At 61.8% G+C, this 17,071-nt stretch carries 12 protein-coding genes and 1 pseudogene; 5 read left to right on the plus strand and 8 right to left on the minus strand.

The genetic code is table 11. The features are described from left to right. Positions 1–18 precede the first annotated feature (18 nt). On the plus strand, positions 19–909 hold the full coding sequence (locus tag ACWTU7_RS04870) for a GNAT family N-acetyltransferase (RefSeq protein ID WP_455837690.1): 891 nt from the start codon (positions 19–21) through the stop codon (positions 907–909). Positions 910–1,007: 98 nt separating this feature from the next. Here ACWTU7_RS04870 and ACWTU7_RS04875 read toward each other — a convergent pair whose 3' ends face one another. From ACWTU7_RS04875 to coxB, 6 genes are all read right to left on the minus strand, one after another. Then, a complete protein-coding gene (locus tag ACWTU7_RS04875) occupies positions 1,008–2,369 on the minus strand; it encodes a PQQ-dependent sugar dehydrogenase (protein WP_455837989.1) in 1,362 nt (453 codons plus the stop codon). Between the two features lie 62 nt (positions 2,370–2,431). Beyond that, positions 2,432–3,517: a c-type cytochrome gene (locus ACWTU7_RS04880; protein WP_455837689.1), complete on the minus strand. Its 1,086-nt coding sequence runs from the start codon at positions 3,515–3,517 to the stop codon at positions 2,432–2,434. Next, a complete protein-coding gene (locus tag ACWTU7_RS04885; RefSeq protein WP_287112566.1) occupies positions 3,517–4,140 on the minus strand; it encodes a cytochrome c oxidase assembly protein in 624 nt (207 codons plus the stop codon). The genes ACWTU7_RS04880 and ACWTU7_RS04885 overlap by 1 nt, the downstream gene beginning before the upstream one ends. Continuing rightward, positions 4,137–4,517, minus strand: a complete 381-nt coding sequence (locus tag ACWTU7_RS04890; protein WP_455837688.1) for a hypothetical protein — start codon at positions 4,515–4,517, stop codon at positions 4,137–4,139. Before ACWTU7_RS04890 ends, ACWTU7_RS04885 begins: the two co-directional genes overlap by 4 nt. 7 nt (positions 4,518–4,524) lie before the next feature. Further along, entirely contained in the window at positions 4,525–7,041 is a 2,517-nt protein-coding gene (gene ctaD / locus ACWTU7_RS04895) for a cytochrome c oxidase subunit I (RefSeq protein ID WP_455837687.1), read from the minus strand. Further along, entirely contained in the window at positions 7,038–8,015 is a 978-nt protein-coding gene (coxB, locus tag ACWTU7_RS04900) for a cytochrome c oxidase subunit II (RefSeq protein ID WP_455837686.1), read from the minus strand. Before coxB ends, ctaD begins: the two co-directional genes overlap by 4 nt. 209 nt (positions 8,016–8,224) lie before the next feature. On the opposite strand from coxB, the pseudogene ACWTU7_RS04905 reads away from it, so the two are divergent. The 4 genes and pseudogenes from ACWTU7_RS04905 to ACWTU7_RS04920 all read left to right on the plus strand — a co-directional run bounded on the left by ACWTU7_RS04905 (position 8,225) and on the right by ACWTU7_RS04920 (position 14,157). Further along, positions 8,225–8,655, plus strand: a pseudogene (locus tag ACWTU7_RS04905) (DUF2267 domain-containing protein). Between the two features lie 608 nt (positions 8,656–9,263). Then, positions 9,264–11,213, plus strand: coding sequence for a PrkA family serine protein kinase (locus tag ACWTU7_RS04910; RefSeq protein WP_029350511.1), 1,950 nt, complete (start codon positions 9,264–9,266; stop codon positions 11,211–11,213). A 19-nt stretch (positions 11,214–11,232) separates the two neighbouring features. After that, entirely contained in the window at positions 11,233–12,543 is a 1,311-nt protein-coding gene (locus ACWTU7_RS04915) for a YeaH/YhbH family protein (RefSeq protein ID WP_029350513.1), read from the plus strand. A 9-nt stretch (positions 12,544–12,552) separates the two neighbouring features. After that, positions 12,553–14,157, plus strand: a complete 1,605-nt coding sequence (locus ACWTU7_RS04920) for a SpoVR family protein (RefSeq protein WP_455837685.1) — start codon at positions 12,553–12,555, stop codon at positions 14,155–14,157. 399 nt (positions 14,158–14,556) lie between these two features. On the opposite strand, the gene ACWTU7_RS04925 is transcribed toward ACWTU7_RS04920, so the two are convergent. Together ACWTU7_RS04925 and ACWTU7_RS04930 are read right to left on the minus strand one after the other, a co-directional pair. Then, positions 14,557–14,763 (minus strand): hypothetical protein, encoded by a 207-nt coding sequence (locus tag ACWTU7_RS04925; protein ID WP_455837684.1) that lies wholly within the window; start codon positions 14,761–14,763, stop codon positions 14,557–14,559. A 97-nt stretch (positions 14,764–14,860) separates the two neighbouring features. After that, entirely contained in the window at positions 14,861–16,852 is a 1,992-nt protein-coding gene (locus ACWTU7_RS04930) for a protein-L-isoaspartate(D-aspartate) O-methyltransferase (protein WP_455837683.1), read from the minus strand. Positions 16,853–17,071 lie beyond the last annotated feature (219 nt).

Raw genomic sequence — 17,071 nt, forward strand, 5'->3', positions numbered from 1 at the left:
CTCGTTGCCGTCTTTCCGATGGCGATCGGCAAGCGCAAAGGCCTGCGGTTTCTCGAATGGGCGGCCGGCAGCTATACCGATTACGGGGATATTCTCGTTGCTCCGGAATGCTCCTCATCGGCGCTGCAGGACGTATGGGCCCGGATCTGTGAAGCCGGTGGCTTCGATATTGCCTTTCTCAATCATCTCTTGCCGGGTGCGGCGGTCCGCAGAATTTTCACTCCGGATACCTCCGGCGGGATCAGGCTTCGCCCCAATCACAGAGAGGAAGTCAGCTATCGCGTCGCAGGACAATGGGAGAGCGGAGCCGCGTGGTTCGCGGAGCAATCGAAAAAGACGCGGCAGAACTATCGGCGCGGCGTCAAGACGCTGGAAGAAGCGGGGGAAATGAAATTTCGCCTGCTTGCGCCAGACGAGCCGCTACAGCCGGTACTGGACCGCCTCTCTGCCCTGAAGCGCAGATGGCTGGTGGAGCGCAAGCGTGAATCCCAACTTTTCGAAGAGGGAGCGCCGGTCCTCGCCGCACTCGTCGAGGCGCTGGCGCGCGCCGGCGTGCTGCACATTTTCGTACTTGAATGCAATGGCGCGATGGTCGCAGTCTCCATCAACTTCGTCCAGCACCACACCATGATGGCCTTCGTGACCACTTTCGATCCGGATTTCAGCCAGGCGTCGCCCGGCATGATCCTGATGATGGACTACATACGGTGGTCGATCGATCACGGCTTGGGCACGGTCGATTTCCTGTGCGGCGCAGAGTCGTTCAAGCACAAATTCGCAACGCAGGGCGTTGTCCTGCAATCCGTTCTTGGGACGCGCACGGCGCAAGGCTCGCTCGCTTCTCTTGCCGATCGTATGCGCCAGAGGGTCCGGCGTGTACGCGGGTGCGGACTGGTGCCGACAGCTTGATTTTCGGCTTGATCGGCGCCCGGAACACCGTGCCCGACAGGCAATGGCAAGTGGTGTCGTATCGCTTCCCTCGTCGGGTCGCCGGCAGCACGAACCGCTCAAAGTGCCGATTGCGTCTGAGATGGAACGACCCGCCAGACCTTGTTGCCGACATCATCCGCCACCAGCAGGGCGCCGCGACGGTCTATCGCCACTCCCACAGGACGGCCAAAGGCCTTGTCGTCCTCGCTCAGGAAGCCGGTGAGGATGTCCTGAGGCGGGCCTGACGGCTTGCCGCCGGTAAACGGCACGAAAATCACCTTGTAGCCGCTGCGCGGCTTGCGATTCCACGAGCCATGCTGGCCGACGAACGCGCCATTCCTGTATTGAGGACCGAACAGGTCGGCCGTGTTGAAGGTCAGTCCCAATGAAGCCGTGTGCGCCCCGAGCGCATAGTCCGGCTTGATCGCCTGGGCGACGAGGTCGGGCCGCTGCGGCTTGACGCGATTATCGACATGCTGGCCGTAGTAGCTGTAAGGCCAGCCGTAGAAGCCGCCATCCTTCACCGAAGTCATGTAGTCCGGCACGAGGTCGCTGCCGATCTCGTCGCGCTCGTTGACGGCGACCCAGAGTTCGCCGCTTTCCGGATTCCAGGACAGGCCGTTCGGATTGCGCAGCCCGGAGGCGAAGAGACGCGACTGCTTCGAAGCGAGATCGATCTCCAGCACTGCGGCGCGGTTCTCCTCTTCCTCCAAGCCGTTCTCGCCGACATTGGAATTGGATCCGACCGTCGCATAGAGCTTCGTGCCGTCCTGCGAGGCGGTCATGTCCTTGGTCCAGTGGTGGTTCCTCCCCGCAGGCAGGTCGACGATCTTCTCCGCCGGTGCGGTGATCTCGGTCGCGCCCTCCTGGTAGGGAAAGGCCACAATTGCATTGGCGTTGGCGACGTAGAGCTTGCCGTTAAGTAGCGTCATGCCGAATGGCGAGAACAGCCCGGTGAGGAAGGCCGTTTTGGTTTCCGCCACCCCGTCGCCATCCTGATCGCGCAGCAACGAGATGCGATTGGCGCTAGACGTTTGCGCGCCGGCCTGGCTCTGGAAGAGGTTTGTGAAGAAGCGGCGTATGCTGCGTAAGCTCTCTATGAAGAAGCTGCGTATGCTGCGTATTCTGAAGCCCTCGTCCGGCTTGGGCGGGGCATTGCTCTCGGCCACCAGCACGTCGCCGTTTGGCAGCACGTATAGCCAGCGCGGATGGTCGAGCCCGCCGGCAAACTCGTTTACTGCAAATCCCTGGGCCGCCGTCGGCTTCGTGCCCTGCGGCCATGGCGCGGCCTTGGCGACATGGACGGTCGGCAGCCAAGTCGGATTGGGCTCCGGCAGGGTCGGGTTGGGGCCATAGGTCTCCGCGATCGGAACCGTCGCCTCTTCGCGCGACAGGAAGAAGACCGCTCCGCCGGCGACGACGAAAAGAACGATCAGCATGAGAAGGGCGGCAAGCAACTTTTTCACCAGAACCTCGAAAATGTGAAAGAACGCAAACGCGCTTATCGCGTTCCGGTTGCGGATGGAGCGGCGGATAGGGCGAAGGAGGCCGCAAGCGCGCGGACGTCGTCGTCCGTGAGACCCTTCGCGGCATTGGCCATGAGATGGCCGAAGCGCGTTCCACCCCGCTTTCCCGCCGTGAACAGCCCAAGCTGTGCCTCGATATAGCGCTCGGGCTGGCCGGCGATGGAGGGATAGAGCGGGCTGCGGTCCTGTCGTCCGTGACAGCCGAGACAGGCTGGCACGCCGGCCTCCTTGATACCCCTCTCGGCGATTTCCCTGCCGCGCCGGACAAGTGCTGGATCGCCCTCGCCCCCGGGGTGCCTCGTCGGCAGGGCGGCGAAATGCTTGGCCAGATCCGGCCAGGATTGAGGCCCTGCCGCAATGGCGGGCAGGCTCATCAAGCCGCTTGCCCGACCTTCCTCGGCATAGGCACGCAGGCTTTCTAGGAGATAGGCCTCGCTCTGCCCGGCGAGAACGGGGATCGCAGGACCGCGCCCGAGACCGTCCCCACCGTGGCAGCGGCCGCAATCCGCGAGCGCCTGCCGTAGGGTTGCGGCAGCGCCTTCAGGAGGCGCAAGCCTTGCTCCATAGGCGAGGTCACGGTAGGTGGCTTCGTCCATCGACGGCAGTTCGCGCAGGAAGGCTACCATCGCCCAGACCTCGTCGTCGCGTTCCTGCGTCGGCCAGGCCGGCATGCCGGTGAAGCGCACGCCGTGTTTGACGATGCGAAAAAGTTCCGCGTCGGACCATTCGCCGACGGCCCCCGCAAGGTCAGGCGGCTGCGGCAGCATTCTCATGACGACAGGAGATCGCGGCTCGCCCGGCGCACCGTGACAGATGGCGCAGCCGCGCGCGAAATGTCCGGCGGCCGGCTGGATCGCATGACGCGGCAGAGCTTCTGGAACGTCGACCGCCAGCGCATAGGTGCGCACAGCCGATCGCATGGCGAATTGGAGAAACCATTCCGTGATCTTCCAGTGGCCGCTTGAGGCACCGACATTGAAAAAGCCGATCCAGGCGGCCAGCACCACGACGAAGGGCAGAATGGCAAGCGCGATGGCGAGCTTCTTCCAACTGATATGCATCAGACCGCCTTCCGCGGCGGGGCGGCGAGCAAGCGCGCGAAAAGCGTCACGCCGCCGGCCAGATAGACCGCTGCGCCGACCAAAAGCATGATTACGCCGCCAAGTTCCTGATCCTGCTGCGCGGAAAGCGCGACGCCGAAGCAGCTTATCTCGCCCGTCCCGTAAAGCGGCCTCGGGGTCAGCGCCAGCAGCGCCCCGAGCAAGGTCATATGGATGGACGTCAGAAGCAAGGCGAAGGCGCCGGCGGCATTGCCTGTGATGTCCGAACCGCGGCGCGGCAGGCAGGTCAGCCACAGGAACAGCCCGGCGGCGAGGAACGTGGCCTGCTCGATGGCGGTCGCAAACAGCGAGCTTTGCGCCAGCGTCCGCAAGGCCGGCGCGTGCCAGGACCAGACAATGATAAGCTCGACGAGGGAGGCGGGGAGGGCGAGGGTGAACGCCCGGTTTGCATCTGGTTTCGGGCGGAGCGGGATCCCAATCGCCATCAGCGGCGCAGCGATCGCTACCACTCCCATATGCGCCAGCATGTGCGCCGAAAACGAATCCCGCCAGGCATCGAGCAGCGGTCCGACCCAGACCAGGGCGAGGACGAGGAGACCGAGGATGAGGCAGGCGCGTCTCACCGGATACACCCCGTCAGGAACAATGCGGGCATCGCGGTGAAGATCACGGCGATGAAGCTGAGACCCGAGAGCAGCAGCGTCGCAAAGCCCTGGAACAGGGTCCGGTCGCGTCTCGTCGGATCGTCGTGCGGCGGATCGTCTGTGCCGAAGCCCCATTGCCGCCAGGCGAGCCATGCGGATAGCGCGATGAGCGAGAGGGCGATCAGAGTGGCGGCGGCGATGCCCGCGCGGACAGCGCTGAAACTCAGCCCGATAAGTTCGGGCTTAGCGCAATAGACCGCCGCGCCGATGTAGCAAACGAGGAAATGCGTAGCCCACACCACGGGCGCGGTAAACAGCGTCCAGAGCGTTTCAATCTGTTTCGGGATGAGCCGCATCGCCGCCTCACATCGCTGCCGGAAAGAGGCCAATGATGGCGAAGGTGATGACGGCGGTGACCAGCAGAAAATGCCAGTAGAGCACCACGTTGCTTAGATCCATGTCATGCTTCGGCGTCAGTCGGCCGGCCAAAGAGCGGGCCAGGCAATAGGCCTGCATTACCGTGCCGAGCGCGGCATGAGCGAGCACCCAGATCACGAGGATCCACACGATTGCAGGATAGACGTGGCGCGTCGGGTCCATGCCGGGAGACCACGGCGCGGCCAAGCCTGCGGCGGACGCGGCAACGGTGGTCAGCAGGGACGCTACCAGCAAGCCGCGCACAGTGGCCGTGGCGCCGCGCCTGTTGAACATGCGGGCCGCCACCATCAGGCCCCACGCTGCAGCGAACAGGACGGCAGCCAGCAGCGACCAGATCGCATCAGGCCCGGCAATCCCCGCGGTGAAGTCGGCATGGATCGTCCAGTAAAAGAAATAGCCGAAGACGAGGCTGGCGAAGGCCGTGCCGTCGCCCACCATGGTGATGAACATCGCCCACCAGCCGACAGAATTGGGGCCGGAGGCATAAAGCGGCAAGCTGAGGCCCAGGCCGACTTCCTTTTCCGGCTTCTCGGGGATTTCGCCAGTGCCCGTCCAGAGCCAGTAGATGACGGCGCAAAAGCAGGTGATTGCGGCCAGCGCCGTCGCAATCCACCAGTGGAAGGTAAGCGCGATGAAGGCGGCTCCGAGCGAAAGGGCCGAGACGATGGTCACATGGGAACTGCCGCCGACGCGCAGCACCTGGATGGGGTCGGCGTCGAGCACGGAGGTGACCAGTCCCTCGCGCCGTCCCTCTTCCGCGTCGGGCAGGTAACAGCGGCCATCATTGACCTCGCGCGCAAGATCCTTCTGGTCCCAGAGGGGATAGCGGCTGCGCACGATGGGTATCGAGCGGACGCCCCAGTCCTCCTCCGGCTCGGAAATCCATTCCAGCGTGCCAGCATTCCACGGGTTGAGTTCGTCGCGCGGCTCCCGGTGCTTCGGCCTGAGCACGTCGAAGACAACCACCAGCACGCCCGCGGCGAAAATGAAGGCTCCGGCCGTCGAGATCAGGTTCAGCCAATCCCAGCCGATTTCGGCCGGATAGGTGAAGACGCGCCGGGGCATGCCGCGCAGGCCGCTTAGATGCATGGGGAAGAAGCCGATGTTGAAGCCGCAGAACATCAGCCAGAAGGCGAGCCGTCCCAGACGGTCGGAGAGCTTCTTCGCGTCGATCAGCGGGTAATAGTAGTAGAGCCCGGCCACAACCGGGAAAAGCATGCCGCCGATCAGCACATAATGGAGGTGCGCGACGACAAAGTACGTGTCGTGCGCCTGCCAGTCGAAGGGTGCGAGCGCCACCATCACGCCCGTCAGTCCGCCAATGACGAAGATGGCAAGTCCTCCGGTGCCGAACAGCATCGGGGTCGAGAAGATCATCCGGCCGGCCAGCATGGTGGCGATAAAGACGAAGATCTGCACGCCCGTCGGGATCGCCACCGCCTCGGAGGCCGCCGAGAAGAAGGCCAGCGAGATCTGCGGCAGGCCTGTCGCAAACATGTGGTGTACCCACAGGCCGAAAGAAAGGAATCCCGTTCCCACTGCCGCGAGCACGATCCAGGAATAACCGACGATTGGACGCTGGGAAAAAGTCGGCACGATCATCGCCATCAGCGCGATAGCCGGCAGGAAGATAATGTAGACTTCCGGATGGCCGAATATCCAGAACAGATGCTGCCACAGCAGCGGGTCGCCGCCGCGCGCTGCGTCAAAGAACGGCCAATCGAACATCCGTTCCATCTCGAACAGGAGGTCGCCGGCGATCAGCGGCGGGAAGGCGAACAGGATCATTCCAGCAACGATCAACAGGTACCAGGCGAAGAGCGGCATCAGGTTGATGCGCATGCCCGGCGCGCGGCATTTCATGATGCCGACGATGAGCTCGACGGCAGCCGCGATCGAGGCGACTTCGATGAAGGAAAGGCCGAGCAGCCAGATGTCGGCGCCGATGCCGGAGAACTCCTTGTCGGTGGCGAGCGGCGGATACATGAACCAGCCTGCCGACGGCGCCGCGTTGAAGAAGATGGAGCCGCAGACGAAGATACCGCCGAGGACAAAGCTCCAAAAACTGAACGCCCCCAGGCGCGGAAACGGCATCTCGCGCGCGCCCAGCATCGGCGGTAGGAGGAAGATCGCGACTGCCTCGAAGATCGGCACCGCGAACAGGAACATCATCACCGTACCGTGCAGGGTGAAAGCCTGGTTGAAAAAGTCGGCCGACAGGAAGTCGTTGTCGGGCACGGCGAGCTGCAGGCGCATCAGCAGCGCGAGCGCGCCGGCGAACAGCATGAAGGCGAAAGCCGCCGAGCCGTACCAGAGGCCGATCTGGAAATTGTTCACCGAGGTCCAGTAGCGCCAGCCGGCCGGATTGGCCCAGACGGCGCGCAGCCGCTCCTCCTGCGCCTTGTATTCCTCCGGCGAGCGCTTCTTGATCGCAGCGCTCATTGCAGGCCTCTCAGCCAGGCGGCGATGGCGCGAATGTCGTCCGGCGGCAACATGTCGAAGGCCGGCATCCTGGAGCCGGGCTTGATTAGTTCGGACCGGGCGATGAAGCGGGCGACGGCGTCTTCTGTGTTGGGCAGGATGCCGGCTCCGACGGTGGCGCGGGAACCGAGATGCGAAAGATCCGGGCCGATCAGGCCGCGCGCATCCGTGCCCGCGACGAAATGGCAGGACCCGCAGCCATGGCGCAGAAACAGCGCGCCGCCGCTCGCGCCGGCGCCTTCCGCGGGAGTTGCCTGGGCGGCGAGCCAGGACCGGAATGCTTCGGGCTCCATCGCCACGGCCGAGAACGCCATCAGCGCGTGAGACGTGCCGCAATATTCCGCACAGGGCCCGCGGAAGATGCCGGGTTTCGTAGCCATAAGCGAAAGCCTGTTGGTGCGACCGGGGATCATGTCCATCTTGCCGCCGAGCGGTGGGATCCAGAAGGAATGGATCACATCGGCGCTTTTCAGGGTGAATTCGACGCGCTCGCCGACCGGCAGCCTGACCTCGTTGGCGGACGCGACCGGCGGTCCCTGAGCTGGGCGGTAGACAACTTCCCACCAGAACTGCCTGCCGGTGATTTCAATCCGCAGGCCGGCGGCGCCCGCCTGGGCGAAGGGCCGAAGGCCAGGCATCAGCCACAGTGCATAGGCGAGTAGGACACAAAGCGTGACCGACGGGAAGACCACGCCGCCCCAAAGGATGATCCTGCTGGCAGACTTTTCGGCCAGCCTGCGGCGGTTGAATAGGGCTGAATGAAGAAGCACGCCGACCACGCCCAGCCAGATGACGGCGCCACCACTTAGCATTATCCAAAACAGTATGGCTATCTGCTGCGCTTCCGCTCCCGCGGGCTCAAGTACCGACCGGGCGCCGACAAAGCCGCTCGCCAGCGATAATGACGCAGCGGACAGGCTGAAATATTGACCCATTTCCAACCCCTCCGCCGTAAACCGGCGAGAGGGGCGGAAGGTTCCGGGCAACTGAGCTTTCGAACTAGCTGCATTCGCCGTTGCTATTTGGGCAATTTTTCAACGAGTGACGAAACAATTGCGCTCGATCCTCGTTTGCCCGTCATAGTTAGCGTTAGGGCGAATGTTGGGGGCGAGCCTTGGGGTTGTCCATGCCAAAGCAGGCGACGATGAGCGCAACCGGCTTGGAAGTTTTTGACAAAAACCTGCAGACGACAAACATCTGGCTGGACGAGATCATGGCCGATTACGATAGGCGCGTTGCCTGGCATATGCTGGGAGCTGTTTGACGCACCTTGCGGGATTTGCTGCAGATCGAACTGGCTGCCAATTGGGGGCGGGGCTGCCGCTTCTCGTGCGTGGAGCCTACTATGATCGGTATCGGCCGCGTGATCTGCCGACCAGCAGCCGTTCATTGTAGGACTTCCTGCAGCGGGTGGCCGAGGAGATGAAATCCACTCGACCCGTGAATCCCGAGGATGCAACGAGATCCGTGTTCAAAGTTCTCGCCAGGCATGTCGACTTCGGCCAGTTGGTCAAGGTGAGAGACGCGTTGCCGAAGCAGATCCAGGCGCTTTGGCCCGAAAGTGTTGGAGTTTAGCAGCAGCAAGACAAAAGTCTGAGCTCTCGATACGGTTCTCAGCTGCCTCGGCCCGGCCGGTCCTTTTCCTCGCGATACAGTCGCTCAGTGGCCCGATCGCTTTCTCTGCGCTCTGCAGGCCCCCGACGGCGCCACGTGAGGAGTGCGTAAGCGATCACGATTGCTAGCAGTAGCGGGCCGCCAGCAACGACGATCAACCACATACTGTTCTCGAACATGGAACATCTCCTTCCCTCGTTGCCAGAAGGAGCGAAACCGTTGCTCCCGTCCGGTCCAGGGGTGGACAGTGCAGTGTAGATCTCTTCACCGAATGACCTGTGCGCCGCCAACTCAACTGCTGAGCGCAGGCGGCCTGGTTCATTCCTCCAGAAAACAGCTTGTTCGCGACGGGCTGTTGCACTCGGCACGCGCTGATGGAAGAATGGATATCCCTCGGAAACGTTCCATTGTGCGAGCCATTCGCTGGCTGGCTTTCAGGCGTTCACTATATCTGTCTCGACCCCTAACATCCGGTCGCAGACGCACTACGTGATGATAGGGAACCACAAAGGCTTTCCGATAGTTGAATGAAGGGCGAGAGCAACCAGACCGGCCGGGGCGAGGATACCATGCGCGAGAACCAGTCCGACGTCTTCGATCTGTTTTCGGAGATTTACACGAATGCGGCGCAGGAGGAGATAAGCATCCAGCAATATCTCCTTGCCTGCCGCGAGGATAAATCGATGTATGCCTCGGCGCCCGAACGGATGGTCGAGGCGATCGGCGAGCCTACCCTGATCGACACCAGCATGGATGAGCGGCTCGGCCGCATTTTCGCCAACAGGACAATCAAGGTCTATCCCACCTTCTCCGAGTTTTATGGTATGGAGGACACGATCGAGCGCATAGCCGGCTATTTCCGCTATGCCTCTCAAGGGCTCGAGGAACGCAAGCAGATCCTCTATCTGCTTGGCCCTGTCGGCGGCGGTAAGTCCTCGCTCGCCGAACGGCTGAAGAAGCTGATGGAGCAGCGTCCGATCTATACGCTGAAGGTGGGCGGCCAGATCAGCCCGGTTTTCGAATCGCCGCTCGGGCTTTTCAATCCTGACCGCATGGGCGACCTTTTGGAGGACAAATACGGCATCGCGCGGCGCCGGCTGAACGGCCTGATCTCGCCGTGGGCGGCCAAGCGCCTCGATGAACTGTCCGGCGACATCTCCAAGTTCAGCGTCGTGAAGCTGATGCCTTCGCGGCTGCGCCAGATCGGCATCGCCAAGACCGAGCCGGGCGATGAGAACAACCAGGACGTTTCGGCCCTGGTCGGCAAGGTCGATATACGACAACTCGAGAATTTCAGCCAATCCGATCCGGACGCCTATTCCTACAGCGGCGGCCTGAACCGGACCACGCAAGGGTTGCTTGAGTTCGTCGAGATGTTCAAGGCGCCGATCAAAGTCCTCCATCCGTTGCTGACCGCTACCCAGGAAGGCAGCTACAACGGTACGGAGAACTTCGGATCTTTTCCTTATCAGGGCATCGTCGTAGCCCATTCCAACGAGTCGGAATGGCTGCAGTTCAAGAACAACAAGAACAACGAGGCGTTCCTCGACCGCATCCTGGTGGTCAAGGTGCCGTACTGCCTGCAGGTCACCGAAGAAAGGCAGATCTACGAAAAGCTGCTGCGCGAAAGCGAGTTGGCTTCCAGTCCCTGTGCACCGGAGGTGCTGGACATTCTCAGCCGGTTCACCGTCTCGACCCGTCTGGCCGAGCACGACAATTCGCCGCTTTACACGAAGATGCGCGTTTATGACGGCGAGAACCTCAAGGACATAGATCCCAAGGCGAAGTCGGTTCAGGAATACCGCGATGCCGCCGGTGTCGACGAGGGCATGACCGGCGTCAGCACGCGCTTTGCTTTCAAGATCCTGTCGCAGACATTCAACTACGACACCAAGGAAGTGGCCGCCGATCCTGTGCATCTGATGTACATTCTGGAGGAGGCTATCAAGCGCGAGCAGTTCCCGAAGGAAACGGAGGCCGCCTATCTCGACTTCATAAAGTCGGAACTGGCGACGCGTTATGCCGAGTTCATCGGCCATGAGATTCAGAAGGCCTATCTGGAGTCCTACAGCGAATACGGCCAGAACCTGTTCGACCGCTACATCGCCTACGCCGATGCCTGGATCGAGGATCAGGACTACAAAGACCCCGATACAGGCCAGATCCTCAATCGCGAGGTACTGGACAACGAACTGTCGCAAGTCGAAAAGCCGGCCGGCATTGCCAATCCCAAGGACTTCCGCAATGAGGTCGTGAAGTTCGCGTTGCGCGCCCGGGCGAGGAACAATGGCCGCAACCCCTCATGGACAAGCTATGAAAAGCTGCGCGAAGTCATCGAGAAGCGGATGTTCGGCCAAGTCGAGGATCTGCTTCCGGTGATCAGCTTCGGCTCCAAGCAGGACAGCGTAACGGAGAAACGGCATACCGAGTTCGTGCATCGGATGGTCGGACGCGGTTACACCGAACGTCAGGTCCGCCGGCTGGTGGACTGGTACATGCGGGTGAACAAGGCGGGCTGAGTCCGGCCGGGATGGTTCCATGCCGATCTTTGTCGATCGCCGACTGAACCCGAAGGACAAGAGCCTCGGCAACCGCCAGCGCTTCCTGAAGCGTGCGCGCGAAGAGCTGAAGCGAAGCATCCGGGATCGGATTCGTACCGGCAAGATCGCTGATGTCGACAGCGAGCATGCCGTCTCGATGCCGGCGAGGGGCACAGCCGAGCCGAGCTTCAGCGATGCGAAAGACAGCGGCAAGCGGCAGCACATCCTGCCGGGCAATAAGCATTTCGCCCCGGGCGACCGGGTTCCCAAGCCCGGTCAGGGCGGCGGCGGTTCGTCTCCCGGGAAAACGGTCTCGGAGGACGATTTTCGTTTCGTGCTCTCGCGCGAGGAGGTGCTCGATCTCTTCTTCGAGGATCTCGAACTTCCCGACATGGTCAAGCTCAACCTCAAGGAGATACTTGCCTTCAAGCCGCGCCGCGCAGGGTTCGCCGCGACCGGTTCGCCGACCAACATCAATGTCGGGCGCACGATGCGAAACAGCCATGGTCGCCGGATTGCGCTCAGGCGCCCGAAGCAGGAGGAGCTTGATGCGATTGCGGAGCAACTCGCAATCCTGGAGGCAGAGCCCCAGAGCGCGGGGCCGGTACGCCAACGCATCGCAGCGTTGCGGGAAGAGCTTGAGCGACTTGAGCGCCGCCGTAAGCGGATCGCCTATGTCGATCCCGTCGACATCCGCTTCAACCGTTTTGACGCCCAGCCCGTGCCGAATGCCAATGCGGTCATGTTCTGTCTCATGGACGTATCCGGCTCGATGGGCGAACGCGAGAAGGATCTGGCCAAGCGCTTCTTCGTGCTGCTGCACCTGTTCCTGAAACGGCGCTACGACCGCACCGAAATCGTCTTTATCCGCCATACGCACGAGGCGCAGGAGGTGGACGAGGAAACCTTCTTCTACAATACGCAAAGCGGCGGTACGGTCGTTTCCACGGCACTCGAGGAGATGCGCCGCATTATCGAGCAACGCTATCCCAGCAACGAGTGGAACATCTATGCCGCCCAGGCATCGGACGGCGACAATTTCGTAACCGATTCCGAGCGCTGCATCGGCCTGATGGACGGCCAGATCATGCGCCTGTGCCAGTATTTCGCCTATGTCGAGATCATCGACGAGCGTGAGAGCCATATTTTCGGCAGCACCGACAATGGAACCTCGCTGTGGCGCGCCTACAGCGCTGTCAACCAGAGATGGCCGAATTTCCAGATGAGCCGTATCGCCAACGCATCCGACATCTATCCGGTCTTTCGCCAGCTCTTTGCCAGGCAGCCGGTCTTCCAGAAAAGCGCTTGAGGGGAGCCGATGGCGAACCAGACCGGCAAATCCGGCCAAACCAGCAAATCAGGCCAAACCAGCAAATCAGGCCAAACCAGCAAATCAGGATTGCTCTTTTCAGGGTCTGACTGGGATTTCAAGACACTGTCGCGCGCCTACCAGGCGATCGAGGCGCTCGCGATCGAAGAGCTTCACCTCGACGTCTATCCGGTGCAGATGGAGATCATCTCGTCCCAGCAGATGCTCGACGCCTATTCCTCGGTCGGCATGCCGCTGATGTATCGCCACTGGTCCTTCGGCAAGCATTTTCTCTACCAGGAATTGCTCTATCGCAAAGGCGGGCGGGGGCTCGCCTATGAACTGGTGATCAATTCCAATCCTTGCATCGTCTACCTGATGGAGGAAAACACCATGGCCCTGCAGGCCCTGGTGACAGCTCATGCAGCGCTTGGCCACAATCATTTTTTCAAGAACAATCATCTGTTCCGGCAATGGACGGATGCCAGCGCTATCCTGGGCTATCTGGACTTCGCCAAGGGTTACATTGCCCGTTGCGAGGAGCGGCACGGCGTCGCCGCGGTGGAGGCCATCCTCGATGCTGCCCACGCGCTGATGGAACAGGGCGTGTTCAGATACCGCCGACCGCCGAAGCTCTCGTCGGAGCGGCAGCGAGAAGGCGTTCGTGAGCGCCTGGAGTACGAAGAGCGTTCCTACAACGATCTGTGGCGCACGCTCCCGCCGTCGAAGGACGGGACCAAGGCCAACGAAACGGACACCGGCATCGCAGAGCGGAAGAAAACGCTCAACCTGCCCGAGGAGAACCTGCTCTACTTCCTGGAAAAAAACAGCCTGGTCCTGGAGCCTTGGCAGCGTGAAATCATCAGGATAGTCCGCGTCGTCGCGCAATACTTCTATCCGCAGCGGCAAACGCAGGTAATGAACGAAGGCTGCGCCACTTTCGTGCACTACACACTCATGAACATGCTGTTCGATCGCGGCCTGATCAATGAAGGCGCGATGCTGGAAATCCTGCGCAACCATTCGAACGTGATCTTTCAGCCAGGCTTCGACGATCCGCGTTTTTCCGGCATCAATCCTTATGCTTTGGGCCTCGACATGATGCAGGACATTCAGCGCATATCGACTGAGCCGACCGCCGAGGATCGTGACTGGTTCCCCGATATCGCCGGCAACGGCAATTGGCGCGAAACCCTGCTCGACGCGTGGGCGAACCATCGCGACGAATCATTCATCCGACAGTATCTGAGCCCCGCCCTGATGCGGAAATGGCGGTTCTTTATCCTCGCCGATGCCGCTGGCGAACCGCATTACGAAGTCGCGTCGATCCACAATGAGCGTGGCTACGAAAAGATACGCGCCGGGCTCGCCCAGAGCTACGACATCGGTGCGAGCCGGCCGGATATCCAAGTGGTGGATGTTGATCTGCTCGGTGACCGACAATTGCGGCTGGAGCACAAGGTGAAGAACGGCATCATGCTGGAGGAGGCCAGTCGCGACGCCACCCTCCGCCATATCCGCACCCTGTGGGGCTATGAGGTCAGCCTGGCGGCGATCGATGCGCAAACGGGCGGGACGCTCAACGAACGTTCGACCAGCCAAATCGGGGAGTGACCAGAACCTGGATGGCTGGCGACGGCGTCGTTCTACAGCCTGGTTTCCACTCTTGGGTCCGATGCTCTGGCCGTCGGACCCGGGAAGGTCGGTTTCGTCGGAATCTCGGATGGTGTCTCGGGAGGAATTTCGACGGGCTGCCTTTGCGGGCTGGGAACGGGATCGGGCGAAGGCGGAGGAACGCCCGGAGGCTCATCCGGCGGAGTTTCCGGCGGAGCAGGCGGCCGGGCAGGCTCAGGATTCGGATTATCCGGTATCGGCACGGGATTGTTCGGATCAGGATCAGGATCGGTCATGGGATACTCTCCGAAGCTTGCTTCACATCTCCTCCGCGCCGCGACAATCATAAATGCGCGCATGTGCTCCTCCCTGACCCTTGCCTCGTAACACGCAGCGACGCTACTTGTTCGTCCGCATCTTTTGCCTTGGATTGATCCCGCCAAGGGCGTTGGTGTCGTTCTCGACATCGCCTTCGATCGTGTTTTCGCCTTCGAGTGAGAGTTCGTCGCCTTCCTTGATCGTGCCCTTGGAGGTCCCGATACCGGGATTGTTCCTCAAATCGGCATCGCTCGGCTTTTTCCACTTTGGATGTTTGGTTCCGCTCATGGCACAACTCCTTCGAAAAGGGTCCTGTTGTAGAAAACAGCAGGGCGCGATGAATGTTCCGCCGAAACTCACCTTGATGCGGCGTTGTCGAGAGGGGCTAAAGCCCGAACGGATAGGTGTCGGGAACGCCCGGTCCCATATGCTCCGGCCCAAGCGGCGTCACCGCGACGGTTTCGTCAAACCAGACGAAGGCGTCAAACTGCCGGGAAAGAGAGGCAGCCGCGTAATGGCTGCGCAGTTCGGTTTCCGGCCGATAAATCACGCCGATGAAGCGCTCCAGCCGACGCTCCAGAAGCCGATCGCGAAGATCGTCGTCGCGCTTGATGTCGAGCAGGAAACGCGAGACGCCGCAATCATGGCACAGCCGCTCGTAGCTATCGCTATGCGAGGGCCGCACCCGCTTGATTTCCATCTCGCTGTCCCAGTCGGAGGCCGCGGCCACTGTCCCGGAATGCGTACTGAGCCCGATCAAGGCCGCCTCGTCGCCGAAACGCTGGCGGCAGAGCTGGCCGATGTTTACTTCGTCCCTGACAATCCCCATTTCGGTATAGCGTGCATCTCCGATGTGGGAGTTATGCGCCCACACGACCGCCTTGGCGTTCGGCCCGCGGGCTTCCAGCAGATGCTCGAGTGTCTCGAACATATGGGTGTCGCGCAGGTTCCAGGACTGCGCGCCGCCATAGTACATGATCCGATAGTAGCGTTCCGCGGAAGCGATCAGCCGGGCATTCTGGGTGGCATCCAGAAAATCAACGCCGTCCTGCTGCGCATAGTCGAGCTGCTTGGCAAGCAGTTCGCGGCATTGTTCAAGCACGGCCTGCTCGCATTTCTCGTAACCCGATGTGAGCGCGACGCGGCCGTAGGTGGATGGTTCGTGTTGCCAAGGCGTCAGGCAGCCATAGCGTTCACGCGCGATCTTTGCTGCCTGCGGATCGACCCGATCGAGATATTGCAGAACCGCGCCGATCGATCCGCTCATATTGTAGATGTCGAGGCCATAGAAGCCCGCCAGCCGGGACGATATCCTGATCCGCTCATTGTGTTGTCGCATCCAGTCGACAAACGCGGCAACGTCGGTGTTGCGCCACATCCAGGTGGGAAACCGCTGGAACGGCGGATCGGCGTCAGCCCGCGACGGCCGATGGCGGACGTGGCGGTCAATCGCCGCTGCGTCAGGCCAGTCGGCTTCGACCGCGACGATGGTGAAGCCGTGCTTCTCGATAAGCCTGCGGGTGATCGCCGCACGAGCCCGGTAGAACTCCGACGTACCGTGGCTCGCTTCACCAAGCAGGACGACGCGCCGGTCGCCAAACCGGTCGAACAATTCGCCGAACGCCGGATCGTCGAAATCCGGTAGCGGTTCGGCCGCTGCCGCGATCATCTCTGGCAGGCTGCGCGTGCGTGCGGGTCCGGACCGACGATCCGCGGTACGGCTGCCGCTCTCGGGCCAGCCCTGCTCGCCGATGAGCGGGACAAACCGCACGCCGCCGAAATCCTCCTCGCTGTAAGTTGCAGCGCCAGTTCGGGTGACCTTGAGAAGGCGCTGATCATGCGGTTCGTCGCCGACCGGGATGACGAGCCTGCCGCCGACGTCGAGCTGTTCCTGAAGGGCAAGCGGCGCACCGGGTCCGCCGGCGGCGACCAGAATGGCATCGAAGGGCGCTGCGTCGGGCCAGCCTTTGGTGCCATCGCCGGTGCGGACTTCGATATTGTCATAGCCAAGCTCTTCGAACCGCTGTCTCGCCGTTTCGGCCAACCCGGCGTGGCGTTCGATCGTGTAGACGCGTTCGACGATCCGGCTCATCACGGCAGCCGCGTACCCTGAGCCGGTGCCAACCTCCAGGACATGGTCGCCCGGTCCGATCTCTGCCATCTCGATCATCAAGGCGACGATGTAGGGCTGCGATATCGTCTGACCTTCGGCGATCGGCAGCGGCCCATCCTCGTAGGCGAATTCTTCAAAGCCGGGCGCGACGAAAGCCTCGCGTGGAACCTCACGCATCGCTTCCAGCACCTCGCGGTCATGGATGCCACGGCGGCTGAGCTGGACTTCGACCATTCGGTCGCGTGCATCGGGAAGATCGAGCATCTTTTGCTCCTCTTTCGAGCTGGCGGTCCTCCGCACTGATTGTCCCCCCAATCGTGCCTAACGGCTCCCCGGCGACAACCCCTCGATCGGCGTGCACTCTGCTCGGCAGCGCTTGATCTCATTTCGGCGGCTCGTCTCCTTAACCGTTGGCGAGCTTCCAGGTTCCTGCAAAAGAGCGATTGGCAGGCGCGGATGGCGGCTCCAGCCGAACTTATTTCC

The organism is Mesorhizobium sp. BHscii (assembly GCF_053848065.1).